We start from the raw sequence: 18905 nt of genomic DNA on the forward strand, positions 1-18905 counted from the left end.
GACCTCTAATAATCGGAGCATAACTATGAGTGTCGCACTGTGGATCATCGCAACCTTAGCCGTTGCCGGTGTGTTAATTTACAAACGAGCAAGCCTGGTCACCTTTAGTCTGGGCTTGGTAGCCATGTTCGCGGTCGGCGGACTGTTCGATATTGTCGGTCCTGTTTTGTGGGTATTACTGGCCATCGTACTGGTACCCCTGAATATTACCAGCATTCGTCAGAAGCTGTTAACCCGACCTATCTTAGCCGCTTATCGCAAGGTCATGCCGGAAATGTCCGACACCGAGCGTGACGCCCTCGAGGCGGGTACTGTTTGGTGGGAAGGCGAACTGTTCAGCGGCAATCCCGACTGGCAGAAACTGCTGGACGTACCAAAAGCTAAATTGAGCGAAGAAGAACAGGCGTTTTTAGACGGTCCCTGTGAAGAAGTTTGCAAGATGCTGGACGACTGGCAGGTCACGCACGAGCTGACCGACATGCCGGAACACGTATGGCAGTACCTGAAAGACAACAAATTCTTCGCCATGATCATCAAGAAAGAATACGGCGGCCTTGAGTTCTCGGCTTACGCACAATCCCGCGTACTGCAGAAACTGGCCGGTGTCAGCACCGTGTTGGCGTCCACCGTCGGTGTACCGAACTCATTGGGTCCGGGCGAATTACTGCAGCACTATGGAACCAAAGAGCAACAAGACCACTATTTGCCACGCCTGGCGCGCGGCGAAGAAATCCCTTGTTTTGGCCTGACCAGCCCGGAAGCGGGTTCAGACGCCGGTGCAATTCCGGATTCCGGGGTCATTTGTAAGGGTGAGTGGAACGGCGAAGAAATCGTCGGTATCAAGCTCAACTTCAACAAACGCTACATCACGCTGGCGCCGGTTGCTACGGTCATCGGTCTGGCGTTCAAAATGTACGATCCGGACGGTTTACTGGGTGACAAAAAAGAGCTTGGTATTACTTGTGCGCTGATCCCACGCGATACCGATGGCGTTGAAATCGGTCGTCGTCACTTCCCGCTGAACGTGCCGTTCCAAAACGGTCCGATCCGCGGTAAAGACGTGTTTGTGCCGCTGGACTACATCATCGGCGGCCAAAAAATGGCCGGCAAAGGCTGGCGTATGCTGGTTGAATGTCTGTCAGTTGGTCGTTGCATCACGCTGCCGTCGAACAGTGCCGGCGGTATCAAGCAAATGGCGCTGGCAACCGGTGCTTATTCGCGTATTCGTCGCCAGTTCAAATTGCCGATTGGTAAAATGGAAGGCGTTGAAGAGCCAATGGCGCGCATCGGTGGTAACGCCTATCTGATGGACGGTGTCACTACGCTGTCGACGGCGGCCATTGATTTAGGCGAGAAGCCATCGGTGATTTCCGCCATCGTTAAATATCATATGACCGAGAAACTGCGTTCCTGTATGGACGATGCCATGGATATCCACGGTGGTAAAGGCATCTGCTTGGGGCCAAACAACTACCTTGGTCGTGGTTATCAGGGTGTGCCGGTAGCGATCACCGTTGAAGGTGCCAACATTCTTACCCGCAGTATGATGATTTATGGTCAGGGTGCGATTCGTTGCCATCCGTTTGTACTGAAGGAGATGGAAGCATCCGCAAAAGACGGTGCTGCGGCACTGGCGGAATTCGATAAGGCCATTTTTGGTCACATCGGTTTTGCCGCCAGTAACTTTGTCCGTTCCCTGTTTTACGGTTTTGGCGGCTACCGTCTGAGCGATGCGCCGGGCAACAGCTCGACCAAACGCTACTACCAGCAAATGAACCGCTTTAGTGCCAACCTGGCGTTATTGTCGGACGTTGCCATGGGTGTGCTGGGTGGCAGCCTGAAACGCAAAGAACGTATCTCTGCGCGGCTTGGTGACATGCTTAGCTATCTCTACCTGGGCTCTGCCGTGCTGAAGCGTTTTGAAGATCAAGGTCGTCTGGACGAAGACAAGCCGTTAATGCACTGGGCCATGCAGGACACCCTGTATAAATTACAGGAAGCGCAATTGGCCATGCTGGAGAACTTCGGCGGTATTGGTACGGCGTTACGCGCCATCATGTTCCCGCTGGGTCGCATTGCGAAACGTCCTAGCGATAAGAACGACCACAAAGTGGCACGTCTGCTGATGGAGCCAAACGGCGCTCGCGAGCGCCTTGGCGAAGGCCAGTTCCTGAGCCCTGAAGGTCATTTTGGCTTCCTCGAGCAAACCTTGCGTGACATGATTGCCTGCGAACCTTTGCACAGCAAAATCTGCAAGGCTGCCGGTGAGCGCTTTAGCTTTACGCAACTGGATGCTCTGGCAGAACGCGGACTGGAATTAGGTGTCATCAGCGAAGATGAAGCAGAACTGATGCGCCGTACCGAAAAAGGTCGCTTACGCACCATCAACGTGGACGACTTTGACCCGGCTGATTTGCTGGCCGGCAAAGCAGCGTTTGACTACGCTCTGAAAAACCTGAGTAAAGGTGAAGCGGCGTAAACACGCTTGCATATCCTATGAGCAAACGGCACTCTTCGGAGTGCCGTTTTTTTATGCCCGTTTTTTTAACGTCCAAAGTTCGATAGAATCATCCGCTGAATTAAATCATTATAATAAGAGTAGTCTTTATGCAATCTTCGAATAACAGCTATGACGCCACCAGCAAGCGTGGTTGGTTTACGCGCTTTCTTGATGGCGTTGAATGGTTAGGTAACCTGCTACCCCACCCCATCACTCTATTTGCGATGTTCTGTTTGTTTATCATCATCGCCAGCGCTATTGCGGCCTACTTTGGCGTCAGTGCCATCGACCCCAGAGACGGTGAAACCGTTATCGAAGCCGTCAGTCTGATGACCGCGGAAGGCGTACAGAAAATAGTCACCAACCTGGTCACCAACTTTACCGGCTTTACCCCGTTGGGTACGGTTCTGGTGGCGCTGTTAGGTGTTGGCGTGGCCGAGCGTTCGGGGTTGATTTCCGCCGCCATGCGTGGACTGGTGATGAAGGCTCCGCCAAAACTGATTACCGTAACCGTCGTGTTTGCCGGGGTTATCTCGAACACCGCATCGGAGTTGGGTTATGTCGTATTGGTTCCGCTCGCAGCGATGATTTTTTATGGCCTTGGACGTCACCCGTTAGCGGGTCTGGCAGCGGCCTTTGCCGGGGTTTCCGCCGGCTACAGTGCCAATCTGCTGATCGGTACGGTTGATCCGTTACTGTCCGGTATTACCGCTGAAGCCGCGCGTATTATCGATCCCGACTACACCGTCGGTGCCGAAGCCAACTGGTATTTTATGATGGTGAGCACCTTCTTAATCGCCATCATGGGTGCGCTGATTACCGATAAGATCGTCGAGCCCAAACTCGGTAAGTATAACGACGACGAAGCTTCCATCGATTTATCCGATCAGTCGTCCATGGAGCCGTTGAACCGTCAGGAAAAACGCGGCCTTATTTACGCCGGATTGGCAGTATTGGCCTTGGGCGGCTTGCTGGCATTGACCGTGGTTCCGGACTGGGGCATCTTGCGTCACCCGGAAACCGGCGATGTAAAAGGATCCCCCTTCCTGAAAGGCGTCGTAGTTTATATTTTCTTTTTCTTCGCCATTCCCGGTTTTGTTTACGGGCGCACCGTAAACACCATGAAGAACGATCGCGACGTGATTGACGCCATGTCACACAGCATGGGCACTATGGGTATGTACATCGTACTGGTGTTCTTCGCGGCACAGTTTGTGAACTTTTTTAAATGGACCAATTTCGGCACCATTTTCGCGATTAACGGCGCCGAATTTTTGACCAACATGGGTTTAACCGGACCATTGCTGTTCGTGTTCTTTATCATGATTTGCGGTTTTGTGAACCTGATGCTGGGTTCCGCATCAGCACAGTGGGCGATTACCGCACCGATTTTTGTGCCCATGCTGATGCTGGTCGGTTACGCGCCGGAAGTCATTCAGGCAGCCTACCGTATTGGTGACTCGGTCACTAACGTGATTACACCGATGATGAGTTATTTTGGACTGATCCTGGCGGTGGCCGCGCGTTACAAGAAGGATCTCGGTATTGGTACACTGATTGCGATGATGCTGCCGTACTCGATCATCTTCTTTATTGGCTGGACCATTCTGTTCTTTATCTGGGTGTTTGCCCTGGGTATGCCGGTCGGCCCCGAAGCACCGACCTATTACAGCAGTTAACGGACAGCGTCGACCACTTCCGGTCGCCGCAACAGGCGGTAGCAGGCCACCGCAATCAGGCCTGCTCCGCCTATCACCCAAGCCATGGCGTAATCGCTGAAGGTACTGACGTAATTCACGCCCATTGAGACCAACCCGGCAATGAAAAACTGCAGACTGCCGGTAACCGCAGACGCTGACCCTGCCCGTTCCTGATGATTCGATAACGCGCCGGCCATGGCGTTAGGAAACACCAGCCCGAGCGTTGAAATATAGGCAAATAAAGGGATCAGAATGCCCCAAATCGGCGCCTCAAGGTACGCAGCAACTGCCATCACCACCGACACGCAGGCTAATATAGGCAGTGACACATTCAGTATTTTGCGCGAAGCAACGTATTTTAACAGCCAGCCATTAAGCTGCGAAAAGCCAATGATACCGATTGCATTTGCACCGAACAGCCAGCTGTAATGCGTCGGGCTAAGCCCGAACACTTCGATGAATAACAGCGGCGAGCCGGTAATGTAGGCAAACAAACCCGACTGCGCGATGCCACCGGTTAGCGAGTAGCGTAAAAAGTCAGCGTCCTTTAACACCGCCCAGTAGGTTTTACCGCTGTGTCGCATACGCACATCGTAGCGCCGTCCGCGAGTTTCCGGCAACACCAGATGGATGGTTAACGCACAGGCCACGCCAAGCGCAGCGACGATCCAGAATAAAGCGCGCCAGCCCATGAATTCAGTAACATAAGCACCAAACAGCGGAGCCAGGATCGGCGCGACCCCCATCACCAGAATGAGAAATGAAAACACCCGCGCTGACGCCTGTGGCGTATACAAATCGCGAACAACGGCGCGCGCTATCACAATGCCGGCACAGGCACCAATAGCTTGAAAAAAGCGTAACGCAATCAACCATTCGATGTTCGGCGCCCAGGCGCAGGCCACCGAGGTCACCACATAGATTGCCAGACCGACATACAGTGGCTTTTTGCGGCCAAACTTGTCGGTCGCAGTGCCATACAATAACTGGCCAATGAATAAACCAAAAAAGAACGCCGTTAACGACAGTTCAACACGATGAGTATCGGTGGCGTAGTCGTTGGCAATGGCGGTAAACGCCGGCAAATACATATCGATGGAAAGTGGCGCAAAGGCCGTTAACAACGCCAGAATAACAACGGTTAAATCAAATCTGGCGTTATCTGAGACGGGAACAGGCTCGTAACCACGAGCCATCAGTTATTCACCTTTTTGGGTAACGGAACATACGACTGCGTCGCATAATCCGACGGCCGCGTCAGCACCCCTTGCGCTTTGGCGTAATTGGCCATCGCCTCGGCGTAATCAATTCCGGTGTTGGTTGTCCGCCCACGCTCGGATAAGCTGTGAAAGGTCTCATAGCCGTCCTGACCACCACCAATAAAACTGTTGGTCACAACAATATAGGTGTCCCGCGGACGCACCGGTTGCCAGCTAGCGCTGTCTTTGTCCCAGACTTGCAGGTTGGCGACACGATCGCCGAAGTTTTCGGTTAAATTGACGTCATATCGAATACCGGCGCCATAAGGATAGGCTCGCGTTGAACCGCCGTCAGACACCGCATACGCCAGCCCCTCTTCCATGACCTGTTTCAGCTCAGAGCCGCTGATTTCAATTTTTACCAGTGTATTGGCAAATGGCAGCAGACTGAAGGCATCACCGCGGGTGAACTCCCCGGCTTCGATATCACCGCGGATACTGCCACCGTTCTGCAATGCAAAATCAGCGTCTGGCACCGCGTGTAAGAACGCTTCTGCCGTCAGCCGGTGTGCCGCGGAACTCAGCACATCCGAGCAACCTGGCCGACGCGGTAAATCAATCTCCTGATTACAGATGGTCTCAGGCACCTGTGCCAACACCTCGCCGGAAAACTCATCCACTTGATGCTGGTAATTGTCGAGTAATCGTTGCACGCCCGGATCTGGCTCAACAAAACTGAATACACCGCTGTTCTGCAGCGCCGTTTTAATCGGCTTTAATGTGGTAACGGCCCCTTCCACCGGCGTGATCTCATTCCCCAATAAAAAGTGCGGGCGGCCGCCGCATGAAGCGACCTGATCACCACGAAAGTCCACCTGCAGCTCGCCAACCACCTGACTGTATTGATAAGCATGTGCCAGACAAACGGTTTCACCGTCAGCATTGGTTAACACCGTGGGGTAAGCCCCTTCGCCTTGCATGCCAAACTCGGAGAAGTCACCTAACAACGTGTGCGAATCACCACCAATCACCACATCCACCGCCGGAAGTTGCGGAATCAATGCCAAATCACGCTGGTATTGAATGTGAGACAGTAAAATGATTTTCTCGACCCCTTGCGCCTGCAATTGACTGATAGCACGACGTGCGGCCACGAGCTCATCTTCAAACTGAGTGGTTTCATCCGGCTGTGACGATTTTTTCGTTTTGGTCGCGATGGTCAAACCGACCACACCAATACGATGTCCGCCACGCTCGAATACCGTGTAAGGACGAAAAGAGTCCGTCATGCTGCTGGGAGTGAGTGCCGACACACCCAACTCGGGTTTCACATTAGCCGATAACTTAGCGGTATCACAGGCAGGTGTACCTAATTGGTCAAGAAAGGTCTTAAGCCCCTCATCACCTTTATCAAATTCGTGATTACCCAGCGTAAATGCATCAAAACACACCTGGTTCATCATCACCGCGTCCGGTTCGCTGCCGAACAGGGTAAAAAATAAACTGCCGGTTATCGCATCACCCGCGTGCAAAGTGAGCACCTGCTCGTTTTGCGCCCGCAATTGATCGATTTGCGCTGCCACCCGCGGAAAGCCGCCACTTTCTACCTGCCACTGTTGGCCACCCCAACTTAACTGGCGCTGTTTGGGCGCCAGGTTTGAATGGTGGTCATTAACATGCAACACCGTCAAGCGCATGTTTTCCGGTGTCTGTGGTGCCTGGCTGGCACAACCTGCGATGAGTAAAAACGATGCTGCCAGCGCCGATAACCGACCTAATGCCATGATGTTTGTCCTATGCGTTGTTGTCTTCGTTATCTTTAACCAGACCGATTTCGCGTAAACGTTCCATCAAGTAATCATCAGCCGTAATGGGTTCGTCGCGTTGCGGATTATCATCACTGATACAACTCGCTAACGGCGTGATCATCACATCGGGATTAAAATGCAGGAAAAACGGAATCGAATACCGTGATTGTGCGTTATAAGGTGCCGGCGGGTTAACCACGCGATGAGTGGTTGACCGCAGCACATGGTTGGTCAACCGCTGCAGCATATCACCAACGTTACAGATGATGGCTCCCTCGATGATGGTCACAGGCACCCAGGTGCCGTCTTTCGCCAACACTTCCAGTCCCGGTTCACGTGAGCCTACCAACAACGTCAGCACGTTAATGTCTTCGTGCGCACCGGCGCGAACCGATGGCGTACCTTCATCAATGATCGGCGGATAATGCAAAGGCCGTAAAATCGAGTTGCCGTTGTTGACTTTATCACGGAAAAAATCCCGCGGCTGATCGAGGAATACCGCAATCGCGTCCAGCACCTTATTACCCAATTTGTCCAGCTCACGGTATATCGCCGTCATATCCTGCTTAAACTGCGGCAGTTCCTGCGGCCAGACGTTTGGCAACAATTGTGGGTACTTTGGCTCACCCTCAACGTCACGGCCAACATGCCAGAATTCTTTTAAGTCTACATGCTTGGCGTCTTTCGCAATTTCAGTCCCAAACGGTGTGTAACCCCGTGCGCCACCTTGTCCCGGACGGTGATACTGCATTTTAACCGCTTCCGGTAAGGCGAACAGATCACGACAGGTATCCAGCGCACGTTCAATCAGTGCGGTGTCCACACCATGATGGGTCAGTGCGATAAATCCATATTGTTCGTAGCCATTACCGACGGCCTGTGTGAAGGCTTCAAAATTGTCGTCGTATTGGCGCATATCCACGTGCGGGATCGAGTGCGAGGCAGACTGCATGCTGTTTTCCATCAATGTATTTAAACGTCAGAATAAACGGTTATTTTAAGGCTTTGAGGCCCTTTTCACAAGCCAGCCAGCAGTTCCTTCACCGGCCGAAAACTCTTGCGGTGGATCGGGCAAGGTCCATGCTGCCGGAGCAACTCCAGATGTTTGGCGGTGCCGTAGGCTTTGTGTTTGTCAAATTCGTATTGCGGGTACCTTTGATGCCATTCCAGCATTTGCCGATCCCGCTCCACCTTTGCCAAAATCGACGCTGCAGCGATGCACTGTTCACTGGCGTCACCGCCAACGATAGCTTCAGCCGGCACCTGCAACTGCGGCACCCGGTTACCGTCCACCAACACTTTACTCGGTGCCACAGGCAATGCTTCAACCGCTCGCGTCATCGCATTCATCGACGCCCACAGAATGTTGATGCGATCGATTTCATCGACATCCGCTTGTGCGATGGCCCAGTAAAGGGCTTTTTCCTTAATCTCCAGACTGAGTGCGTTACGTTTCTTTTCACTCAATTTTTTTGAATCATTCAACCCTTCGATAGGATTATCGGGGTCGAGAATAACCGCAGCGGCAACAACCGGACCGGCAATGGGTCCCCGCCCTGCTTCATCGGTACCACAAATCATGGATTCTCTCTTGGTTACACGGTTAAATAATGGTTATCATACCCTTTGAACTGTAACATTATATAATAACAACCAGAGGTTCTCATGGCAGATTCACCACAACCGGACCGCGAGGCAATGGAAAAGCCAAAAGGTCTGCTCAACCGCATGCTCGATGGCGTCGAGCGCGTTGGTAATAAACTCCCCGATCCCGCTGTTATGTTTTTTGGCCTGTTGCTCATCGTATGGGCCATGTCGTGGCTATTTTCCGGCGTGTCCTTCGACGAGAAACACCCGCTGACCGGCGAGGCCATTAACGTCGTCAACCTGCTCAGCGGCACCGAAATGGCCGACTTCCTCGCTAATATGGTCGACACCTTTATGGGCTTTGCACCATTAGGCGTGGTATTGGTCGCGATGTTGGGTGTTGGCGTTGCTGAACGCTCGGGCTACATCAACGTCGCCATTAAACTGATGTTGAACGTGACCCCTAAGGTATTACTGACCCCCGTACTGATTCTGGTCGCTATTGTCAGCCATACCGCCGTTGATGCCGGTTACGTGTTGGTTATCCCATTGGGCGGGGTAATCTTCTACGCTGCCGGACGCCATCCGTTAGCGGGTATTGCCGCCGCATTTGCCGGCGTTTCCGGTGGTTTTAGTGCCAACTTTGTGCCGTCAGCCATTGATCCTCTGTTGCAGGGCTTTACTCAGACCGCGGCACAACTTATCGATGCGGAAGTACAGTTAAACCCGTTAAATAACTATTTCTTTACTGCTGCCTCATCGATTCTGGTGGTCGCGGTAGGCTGGTTCCTGACCGATAAGGTGGTTGAGCCACGTTTACGGGGTACCAAGCTGGACGGTGATCAGGATGATATGCCGGCACTTGATGACGTCACCCCGCGTGACCGTAAAGCGTTTTATCTGGCTTCGGCGACCATGGTTGCGGGTTTGGTGGCGCTGTATTTTGCCGCCACCATGGAAAACTCCCCATTGGCCGATCCGGCAACGGGCGAACTGGCCTCGTTCGCGGCACCGCTGATGGGCATGATCGTGCCGCTGATATTCCTGTTGTTCATCATCCCGGGGATGGTACACGGTTTTGTTTCCGGCAATTTTAACAACTCGCAGGACGTCATCGGCGCGATGACCAAATCGATGGAAGGCATGGCTTACTATATGGTCATGGCGTTCTTCTGTGCCATGTTCATTAAGGCGTTCGGCGACTCACAATTGGGCACACTGTTATCGGTAAAAGGCGCAAACTTCCTCGCCAGCCTGGAGCTGTCCGGTGGTGTTACCATGGTCGGCATGATTTTCCTGGTGGCGTTCATTAACCTGTTTGTCGGTTCGGCCTCCGCGAAATGGGCGCTGATTTCACCGATTTTTGTACCGATGCTGATGCAATTGGGTTACTCGCCTGACCTTACCCAGGCGGCCTATCGTGTCGGTGACTCCACCAGTAACATCATCACACCGTTACTGCCTTACTTCCCGCTGGTGGTGCTGTATTGCCAACGTTACGTTAAAGGCACCGGTATCGGCTCGTTGGTGGCGATGATGCTGCCATTTACGGTATCACTGTTGGTGTTGTGGTCTGCCTTCCTGATCGTTTACTGGACGCTGGGCATTCCATTGGGCTTCCAGGCCAGCTACACCTATCCGGCGGGCTAACCGATGACCGCCATTAAGGACAAGACCATCTGGCTAACCGGTGCCTCATCAGGCATCGGTTTAGCCTTGGCACGGCAACTCGCTGAGCGTGGGGCACGACTCATCCTGACATCGCGCCGAGAGCAGCAACTCGAGGAACTGCGCCAGTCCTTGCCAAACACCGATAACCATCGCGTGTTGGCACTGGATCTATCCCGTCCGGAACAGGCCAGAGAAAGCGCACAGCAGGCTTTGGCCGACATCGACGTTGATATACTGATCAACAACGCCGGCGTTTCTCAGCGCAGCAAAGCACTGGATACCGATTTGTCGGTGTACCGCCAGTTGATGGAGATTGACTACTTTGGCGTGGTTGCGCTGAATCAGGTGGTCTTGCCGTCGATGGTAAAACGTCGTTGCGGGCATATTGTCACCGTCGCCAGTGTTGCTGGAAAGGTCGGCAGTAAGCTGCGCAGTGGCTATTCTGGTGCAAAATTCGCGGTGCTCGGTTATATGGACTGTGTGCGCGCCGAGATGGCCGAACACAATGTGCAGGTCACCAGCATTCTACCCGGTTTTGTGAACACACAAATTGCCATCAACGCCTTACAGGCAGATGGCCAACAACAAGGCCATAACGATCCTGAAATCGAACAGGGAATCAGCGCAGAACACTGTGCTGAGGGCATCATCAAAGCGATTGAAGCCGATAAGGCAGAAGCGATTATCGGCAAAGGTTTGAGCGCGTTAGCACCAACACTGAAACGTTTTTTCCCCGGTCTGGTGCGGCGTATTGTCGCTAAACGCGACGCCTAACCCGCGTATTTCGGGTTGTAGGTCAGTTCCCAACAATGTCCGTCAGGATCAGAAAAGTACGCCCCATAACAGCCCCAGGGTTGTCGATGGGGCCGCTTAAGAACGTTGCCGCCGGCGTTTTCGACAGCTAACACCAGCTCATCAACCGCCGCTTGCGTGGTGACATTATGACTTAACATATGTCCGCTCCCCTGCACCGTCGTCCCCAATTGACGAGCAAGACTAGAACGCGGCCAAAGCGCCAGCTTGAACCCCTGGTTAAGGTTAAAAAACGCCACCTGTGTATCATCCTCCGGGTTGCCGACAATACCTTTTGTTGGCAACCCCAGACCGTCCCGATAAAAGCGCACTGCGCGCTCCAGGTTATCGGTGACCAACGTCACGACACTGATTGTCGGTTGCATAACAAAACTCCTGCTGTTTTCGTTTTAGCATAACAATTTTTAATACGCATAAACGACTTATTTACGCTATGCTCCCGCGTAACAGCCGTAACCAGAACCAAAGCAAGGAGCCGCTGTGGCATTGACTGCCAACGACAAAAAAGCCATGGGCTTCGCATTGACTGCGGTATTACTGTGGTCGACCGTCGCCACGGCGTTTAAAATCACCTTGCAATACCTAACGCCACTGCAAATGGTCACCGCCGCGACCGCGGTTTCCTTCGCTATCTTGCTGGTTATCGCACTGATAAGAGGCAAGCAGTCGCTGATCTTACTAGAACTGCGTCGAATGCCTTTGTATTACCTCCTGATCGGCGCACTCAACCCTACGCTCTACTATCTGGTGTTATTTGAAGCTTACTCATTGCTGCCCGCCTCCGAAGCGCAGCCACTCAACTATACCTGGGCAATCGCACTGACCTTTATGGCGGCGGTGGTATTAAAACAGCCGATCAGAAAACGCGACTGGCTCGCCAGCGCCCTCGGCTACCTGGGCGTATTCGTGATTGCGACCCGCGGCGACCTGCTGGGTTTAAGATTTTCCAATCCAATCGGAGTATTTTGGGCGCTGTTGTCGACATTTTTATGGGCCGCCTACTGGATTATTAACACCAAACGCAACGCCGAATCCATCGTCCAGTTGGTACTCGCATTTGGCCTGGCGCTGCCGTTTCTCATCATCTGGAGTCTGTTCAGCAGCGACTGGAGCGGCATTCCCTGGCAAGGTTGGCTCGCCGTCAGCTACGTTGGCCTGTTCGAAATGGGCATCACCTTCCTGTTCTGGATGATGGCCATGAAAACCGCCACCAACACTTCACTGATCAGCAACCTGATTTTTCTGTCGCCCTTCATTTCGCTCCTGTTGCTCAATCAAATCCTCGGCGAAACCATCTACCCCAGTACCATCGCCGGCCTATTGCTCATCATCAGCGGCTTGATCCTGCAGCGCCTGCGCCTTGAACAAAAAAGAAGGCGGTAAGATGATTGCCCCTTGCTTAAGAGCTTTCAATCGCCCTGCCGTATTTTTTGTTCAGCGTGCAATGACTCAGGCCTCCTGGCGGAGGTTGCGGGCGAGCTCTTCGTCGGCGGCGTCGGGGTCGGGAGCGTCCTCGGGGCTGTTGAGTTCGGGTTTCAGGGCGAGTTCAGTTAGTAGCGGAAAGTGGTCGGAACCAAAGGCGGGTAAGCGTTCGACGTTGACCAAGGCAAAGTGATGACTATGAAAAATATGGTCCAGTGGCCAGCGGGCAAACCAGTAATCGGCGTGGAAAGTATTAAACATCCCCCGGCCAATGCGTGGATCCAGCAAGCCACTCATTTTGCGGAACAATAAGGTCGTGCGCGACCAGGCGACGTCATTAAGATCGCCGGCGACAATGGTTGGAGTGTGTTTCTCGTCAATGTCTTCCGTCAACAGCAACAGTTCCGCATCCCGCTCCGTCGAGGCTTCGTTTTCGGAAGGACTTGGCGGTGCAGGATGCACGAAGTGCGCTTTGATGCGCTGGCCGGATGCCAGTTCTATCCAGGTGTGAATCGATGGCTTATCGTCTTCAACGATATAACGCACTTGACTGTTGTGCAGCGGCAAACGCGAATACAGATGCATTCCATAGAGATTATCCAATGGCACTTTAACCGTGTAGGCATAGACATCTTCGATCACCGCCAGTTGTTGTTGCCACCAGCTATCCGATTCGAGTGTAATGATCACATCCGGTTGATAGTGCTTGATAAAGCGTATTAATTGCTCGCTGTTCCGGTTGGGCGTTAGCACATTAGCCGTCATGATCTTGATGCCGACTGCCGATTGATCCGTCGTCGACTCAACCTCAACCGGAAAAAAGCGCGTGTACGGAATAATCCAGCGCAACTGTCGCGCTAGGGTGATCGCCAATATTGCCAGGGATAACGATTCGGCCAGGCCATAGGATTCAAAATAAAACACCCCCATCAACAGCCAGAAAACCAGCACTACCGTTAACTGCAGCCGCGGAAAATCCAGCCCGCGAATGAGCCAGTGTTGAACACGCAATAACGGCGCCAACGAGAGCAGCGCGAGGATGATAGCAATGGTCAGATGAATAGACACAAACATCAGTAAATCCCTTTATGCATTGACTTAACGCTACTGCACGGAAGGATAAACTGCAACAATTAACGTGGCGGAAGTGCTACTGGATTGCTGATTGGCAGCGATGCCCTCGCCGGCGAATGTGGGAGAGCATGGATGCCCGACAACAAGTCTCACGAACTTGCTGCCGGGCGATCATCTCGCGTTAGGACGCGATCTACACCATATTGACCAACATACTGGTAGGATCTTCAAGGAATTCCTGCCAGCGTTTGTTAAAGCGGGCGATGGTTCCACCGTCAATGATGCGGTGATCACCGGACCAGCTTACGGTCATGATCTTACGGGCTACGACATTGCCGTTGGCATCAAAGCGCGGTAGTTCCTGCACTTTACCCAGCGCGACAATGGCTGCTTCCGGTTTGTTAATGATTGGTGTTGCCACCGTACCACCGATAACACCGATATTGGAGATACTGATGGTACCGCCCTTCATGTCCGCCTGTGGCACTTTGCCTTCACGCGCTGCCTGAGTTAAGCGCGTCACTTCGTTGGCAACATCAATGATGCTCTTGTTCTGCACCTGTTTGACGTTAGGCACCAGCAGACCGATTTTGGTGTCCACCGCCATGCCGATGTTGTGATCGTCAAAATAGGTGATCTCTGTACAGTCTTCATTGACCTGAGCATTCATCACCGGGAACTCTTTCAACGCCAGCGACAGCGCTTTAATAAAGAACGGCATTACCGTTAGGCGAATACCTTTTTCTTTATACTGTTCCTTCAGCTTCTCGCGCAGTGCGATCAAATCAGTGACGTCAAACTCATCCGCATAGGTAAAGTGCGGAATGGTACTGACCGACTTCATCATTTGTTTTGCCATCGCCGCTTTCACGCCGCGAATCGCTTCGGTGCGGGTACCGCCGGTAGTCGTGCCAGCGGCAGGAGCTGCGTCAGAGGCGTGAGCATCGTCCGTGCGGCTGGCCGCTGTTGCATCACCCGACTTAAAGGCTTCGATGTCTTGCTTCAGCACCCGGCCTTTTTTACCTGAGCCAGGCACGTCGGCGATATTAATGTCGTTCTCGCGAGCCAGGCGGCGCACTGCCGGACTGGCAATGGCCTTGCCTTGACGGGCTTTAGCTGGCGGCTCAGCCGTCGCTTCCGCCTTAGCCGAGGCGTCGGTTGTTGTTTTCTGGGTGGCCGATGTTGACGGAGCTGACTCAACACCGCCGGCAGGCTGCAGTGCAAACAATGGTTTGTGAACTTCAGCAATATCACCTTTCTTGTGATACAACTTAACCACAACGCCATCGTCTTTGGCCGGAATTTCAACGGTTGCCTTGTCGGTCATGACTTCGACCACTGGCTGATCTTCTTTCACTTGGTCGCCTTCAGACACCAGCCACTCGACAATTTCACACTCAACAATACCTTCGCCGATATCAGGCAGGATAAAGTCGGTGGTTGCCGCCGCAGAACCAGAGTCACGCGTTTGCTCTGGCGCGGGCTTGGCGTCTTCCGTCGGTTGCTCTTCGGCGGCATCACCACCGGCGTTAATGCGGAACAACGGTTCGTGAACTTTGGCAATATCGCCCTTGGCGTAATACAGCTTTTCGACCACGCCATCTTCCTTCGCCGGAATCTCAACCATGGCTTTATCGGTCATCACCTCAACCACGGGTTGATCTTCTTTAACCTGATCCCCTTCGGCTACCAGCCACTCAACGATTTCGCACTCTACGATCCCTTCGCCGATATCGGGCAGAATAAAATCTTTACTCATGTCGATGGGTCCTTAGTAATTCATTGAGCGAGTGATGGCTTCATAAATTTTCAGATGATCGGCCATATACTCTTTTTCGTGACACAGCGGATACGGCACATCAATACCGCACACACGGGCAATTGGAGACTCAAGATACAGGAAACATTTGTCCTGCACTGTCGCCGCGATTTCGCTGGCAAAGCCGCCGGTAATCGGGGCTTCCTGAGAAATCACCAAACGTCCGGTTTTTAATACCGACTGGGTTACCGTTTCGACGTCCCATGGCAGGATCGTACGCAAGTCGATCACTTCACAGGAAACACCGTCTTGTTCGGCTTTTTCGACCGCTTTCTCGGTCACTTCCATTTGTGCACCCCAGGCCAGTACCGTAATATCGGTACCTTCTTTGACCACATCGGCTTTGCCTAATGGAATCGTATATTCTTCTTCCGGCACGTCACCGGTCGAGGCACGATACAAACGCTTCGGTTCCATAAACAGCACCGGGTTTGGATCGAAGATCGCGCTCAGCAACAGCCCTTTCGCTTCATAAGGGTTACGCGGGGTCACAATTTTCATGCCCGGCGTGTGCGCAAAATACGCTTCTGGTGACTGAGAATGATAATGACCGCCGGCAATACCGCCGCCGTATGGCGTCCGGATGGTCAGGCCGCCAACGTTAAACTCGTTACCCGAACGATAACGGAACTTAGCCGATTCGTTGACGATCTGGTCAAACGCCGGGAAAATATAGTCACCGAACTGAATCTCAGCAACGGCATAGCTACCCTGCGACGCCAAGCCGTTAGCGAAGCCGATAATACCTTGCTCAACCAGTGGCGTGTTGAAGTTGCGGTGCTTGCCGTATTTTTCCGTTAAGCCGGACGTTGCGCGGAATACGCCGCCGAAACCACCGGTGTCTTCACCAAAACTGTAGACGTTGTCGTGTTTTGCCATCGCCAGGTCTAGTGCGCTGTTGATGGCCTGCAGTAAATTCATTTTAGCCATTAGTCCAGTCTCCCTGACGTTTTCGGATACGCATCCGGGTATTTGCGGATGTGTGCCTTAAGTTCTTCCAACTGTTCTTTCAACAGCGGCGTTGGTTCGTCATACACATCGTTGATCAGTTCGTCGATGTGTGGGGCCGGTACTTTTTCGGCTTCTTTTAGCGCCGCCAGTACTTTGGCTTTAACCTCTTCGTGTTGCTGCTGAACGTCTTCATCGTTCAGCCAGCCTTCGTTCTTCATCCACTTTTGCAGGCGATCCAACGGATCTTTGACCTTCCAGCCCTCTTCCTCTTCGCGAGTACGATAACCGGTCGGATCGTCCGAGGTTGAGTGACCTGACATGCGGTACGACATCGCTTCGATCAGCACCGGCTCGTTTTCCTCGACCGCCAGGCGACGGGCTTCCTGGGTTGCTTTAAGCACCGCAAACACATCGTTACCATCCACCCGGATGGTTTTGATGCCATAACCAATGCCGCGCGGTGCAATGCCGTCACCACCGTACTGTTCGCCCTGAGACGGTGTCGAGATAGCGTACCCATTGTTACGGCAGAAGAAAATCACCGGCACTTTGTAAACCGACGCCATATTCAGCGCAGCGTGGAAATCCCCTTCAGAGGCCGCACCTTCACCGAAGTAACAAATGGTGCATTTACCGGTTTTATCCATCTTCTGACCGAAGGCGTAACCTGTTGCCTGCGGGATTTGTGTCCCTAACGGCGAGGAAATGGTCATAAAGTTAAGCTCAGCACAACCATAGTGCACTGGCATTTGACGACCTTTCCCTAAATCTTTTTCGTTAGAAAACAGCTGGTTCATAAACTGTTCAACCGTGAAGCCGCGGTACGCCAGGGCGCCCTGTTCACGGTACTGACCCATGATCATATCACCGCTGTCCAATGCCGCAGCAGAAGCGACACTCTCGGCTTCCTCGCCGCGTGAAGCCAGGTAGAAACTGATACGTCCCTGACGTTGCGCCGCAATCATACGTTCATCCAGTGTCCGGATGAACTGCATGGTATCGTGAATTTTTACGATAAGGTCCTTATCGTACTCAGGCATGTCAGCGCCCTGGTGAAAACTGCCGTCCTCTTTGAGGATTTGCAGCATGGGAATTGTGACTGACTCACCGTCAAACCACTGTGGTTTGGTCACAATTTCAGTGTTGTGTTTTTTATCCTTGGCCATAACCTTCTCTTTCGGTTGTTAGCAGGGTGGAAATTTGCCGCTACTTTACCTTTACGTAAAGTGCTATGCAAATAGCCCACTGCCGAATAGTCAGTGGGCTAAGTGTAAATAGAAACGAACAGTTTTAACAATTTATCTGGGCTGATTAGACCAGATCTAAGCTTTCCGTTGGTACCCGCACCACCGTCAGCAACGCTCGCTGCCCCAGTGCAACGTCGGCATTGGGGAAAATAATGTGTTCATCATCATGTTTGGCAAGAATTTTATCATCTCCGTCAATCGCCAGTAATTCGCCTTTGTTAAAAGACGTGAAGTTCGCCACATCATCGGCGAAATTCAATCTAAAGTCCTGATGTTGACGGTTGATGGTCTGAGCTTCAGCAAACACGAAGTGCTGTTGCGGATCAAATGCAGGCAAATCCGGTTCGGGTTGACCAACCAACTGCCGTAAACTTTCTTCTGCCGCCGCAAAATCAGCACGATTGTTTTCACCAAAACGACGCACTTTGCCCAGCTCAACAGTAAACGCATCAGCCTCAAATTGATGTGCGGAAAAATAGGAAAAGGTGGTCGTCGGTGCACGATTCAGCAGTACCGTATCAACGCCACAGGCCAGTAAAAATTGCAGTTGCGCCTGTTTGTATGGTTTGCCATGAGTGAACGGATAGACCGCGAACTTTTCGCGCTTAGAATCGCGAATCGCTGTGTGCAAATCGTAATGATAACGACGACGTTCGCTGTCGCCGCCCTCCTGATAAAAACGCTGCACATACTGTTCCAGCTTAGCGGCACGCTCACGTTCTGGGTTGGTGATGCCACCTTTGCTGTGTGCACCACTGAATAAGCGGTTCATGTTTTCCTCGACAAAGCGACGTTCAACGTTTATCGAGGCCGGATTGGCAATCAGAAACAGAGTACGATGCTGAACCGGTTGTTGTTCCGCAATGATGTCCTGAATGATGTCACGGCAAATTTCAATTGGTGCGGTCTCATTACCATGTACCGCACAGGAGATAATGATGTCTTTGTCGGTGGCGCTCTGTGGTTCCACCACCAGTACGCCGCTGTCCCACACCGTCAGTTGAGTACCATTGCTCAGACGTCGCTCGAAATGCCCGCTATGGCCCCATTCATTATCACAAGTCCACTTAAGAAAGTCTTCAAACACTGTCATCTCAGCCGCTGTCTCCAAACC

General features: G+C 52.6%; 15 protein-coding genes. 5 read left to right on the forward strand and 10 right to left on the reverse strand.

Annotation, left to right across the window (positions count from 1 at the left end; genetic code table 11):
- The first annotated feature begins 25 nt into the window (after positions 1–25).
- Together fadE and C5610_RS08260 are read left to right on the forward strand one after the other, a co-directional pair.
- Positions 26–2479 (forward strand): acyl-CoA dehydrogenase FadE, encoded by a 2454-nt coding sequence (gene fadE / locus C5610_RS08255; RefSeq protein WP_105306753.1) that lies wholly within the window; start codon positions 26–28, stop codon positions 2477–2479.
- Positions 2480–2607: 128 nt separating this feature from the next.
- Positions 2608–4179, forward strand: a complete 1572-nt coding sequence (locus C5610_RS08260; protein WP_105306754.1) for an AbgT family transporter — start codon at positions 2608–2610, stop codon at positions 4177–4179.
- Here the strand turns inward: C5610_RS08260 and C5610_RS08265 are convergent.
- The 4 genes from C5610_RS08265 to rnhB all read right to left on the reverse strand — a co-directional run bounded on the left by C5610_RS08265 (position 4176) and on the right by rnhB (position 8788).
- A complete protein-coding gene (locus tag C5610_RS08265) occupies positions 4176–5396 on the reverse strand; it encodes a multidrug effflux MFS transporter (RefSeq protein WP_105306755.1) in 1221 nt (406 codons plus the stop codon). The two genes, C5610_RS08260 and C5610_RS08265, sit on opposite strands and share 4 nt — an antisense overlap.
- Positions 5396–7183: a bifunctional metallophosphatase/5'-nucleotidase gene (locus C5610_RS08270; protein WP_105306756.1), complete on the reverse strand. Its 1788-nt coding sequence runs from the start codon at positions 7181–7183 to the stop codon at positions 5396–5398. Before C5610_RS08270 ends, C5610_RS08265 begins: the two co-directional genes overlap by 1 nt.
- Before the next feature lie 10 nt (positions 7184–7193).
- The gene (locus tag C5610_RS08275) at positions 7194–8159 is read right to left on the reverse strand and encodes an isopenicillin N synthase family dioxygenase (RefSeq protein WP_105307758.1); all 966 of its coding nucleotides are present in this window, start codon (positions 8157–8159) and stop codon (positions 7194–7196) included.
- A 65-nt stretch (positions 8160–8224) separates the two neighbouring features.
- On the reverse strand, positions 8225–8788 hold the full coding sequence (gene rnhB, locus C5610_RS08280) for a ribonuclease HII (protein WP_105306757.1): 564 nt from the start codon (positions 8786–8788) through the stop codon (positions 8225–8227).
- An 84-nt stretch (positions 8789–8872) separates the two neighbouring features.
- Here rnhB and C5610_RS08285 point away from each other — a divergent pair, with 84 nt between their 5' ends.
- On the forward strand, positions 8873–10444 hold the full coding sequence (locus C5610_RS08285) for an AbgT family transporter (RefSeq protein WP_105306758.1): 1572 nt from the start codon (positions 8873–8875) through the stop codon (positions 10442–10444).
- A gap of 3 nt (positions 10445–10447) precedes the next feature.
- Positions 10448–11239: an SDR family oxidoreductase gene (locus tag C5610_RS08290; RefSeq protein WP_105306759.1), complete on the forward strand. Its 792-nt coding sequence runs from the start codon at positions 10448–10450 to the stop codon at positions 11237–11239.
- Here the strand turns inward: C5610_RS08290 and C5610_RS08295 are convergent.
- Positions 11236–11643: a VOC family protein gene (locus tag C5610_RS08295; RefSeq protein WP_105306760.1), complete on the reverse strand. Its 408-nt coding sequence runs from the start codon at positions 11641–11643 to the stop codon at positions 11236–11238. The genes C5610_RS08290 and C5610_RS08295 overlap by 4 nt on opposite strands.
- 115 nt (positions 11644–11758) lie before the next feature.
- Between C5610_RS08295 and C5610_RS08300 the strand changes: the two genes are divergently transcribed.
- The gene (locus C5610_RS08300) at positions 11759–12661 is read left to right on the forward strand and encodes a DMT family transporter (protein ID WP_262339820.1); all 903 of its coding nucleotides are present in this window, start codon (positions 11759–11761) and stop codon (positions 12659–12661) included.
- 66 nt (positions 12662–12727) lie between these two features.
- Here the strand turns inward: C5610_RS08300 and C5610_RS08305 are convergent, their stop codons facing one another.
- The 5 genes from C5610_RS08305 to astE form a co-directional block, all read right to left on the reverse strand.
- On the reverse strand, positions 12728–13774 hold the full coding sequence (locus tag C5610_RS08305) for an endonuclease/exonuclease/phosphatase family protein (RefSeq protein WP_105306761.1): 1047 nt from the start codon (positions 13772–13774) through the stop codon (positions 12728–12730).
- Between the two features lie 193 nt (positions 13775–13967).
- Positions 13968–15533 (reverse strand): dihydrolipoyllysine-residue acetyltransferase, encoded by a 1566-nt coding sequence (locus C5610_RS08310; RefSeq protein ID WP_105306762.1) that lies wholly within the window; start codon positions 15531–15533, stop codon positions 13968–13970.
- Positions 15534–15545: 12 nt separating this feature from the next.
- Entirely contained in the window at positions 15546–16523 is a 978-nt protein-coding gene (locus tag C5610_RS08315; protein ID WP_105306763.1) for an alpha-ketoacid dehydrogenase subunit beta, read from the reverse strand.
- Entirely contained in the window at positions 16523–17710 is a 1188-nt protein-coding gene (locus C5610_RS08320) for a thiamine pyrophosphate-dependent dehydrogenase E1 component subunit alpha (RefSeq protein ID WP_105306764.1), read from the reverse strand. The genes C5610_RS08315 and C5610_RS08320 overlap by 1 nt, the downstream gene beginning before the upstream one ends.
- A 145-nt stretch (positions 17711–17855) precedes the next feature.
- Positions 17856–18884 (reverse strand): succinylglutamate desuccinylase, encoded by a 1029-nt coding sequence (astE, locus tag C5610_RS08325; RefSeq protein ID WP_105306765.1) that lies wholly within the window; start codon positions 18882–18884, stop codon positions 17856–17858.
- Positions 18885–18905: the final 21 nt, after the last annotated feature.

Source organism: Idiomarina sp. OT37-5b (genome assembly GCF_002968395.1).
Lineage (GTDB): Bacteria > Pseudomonadota > Gammaproteobacteria > Enterobacterales > Alteromonadaceae > Idiomarina > Idiomarina aquatica.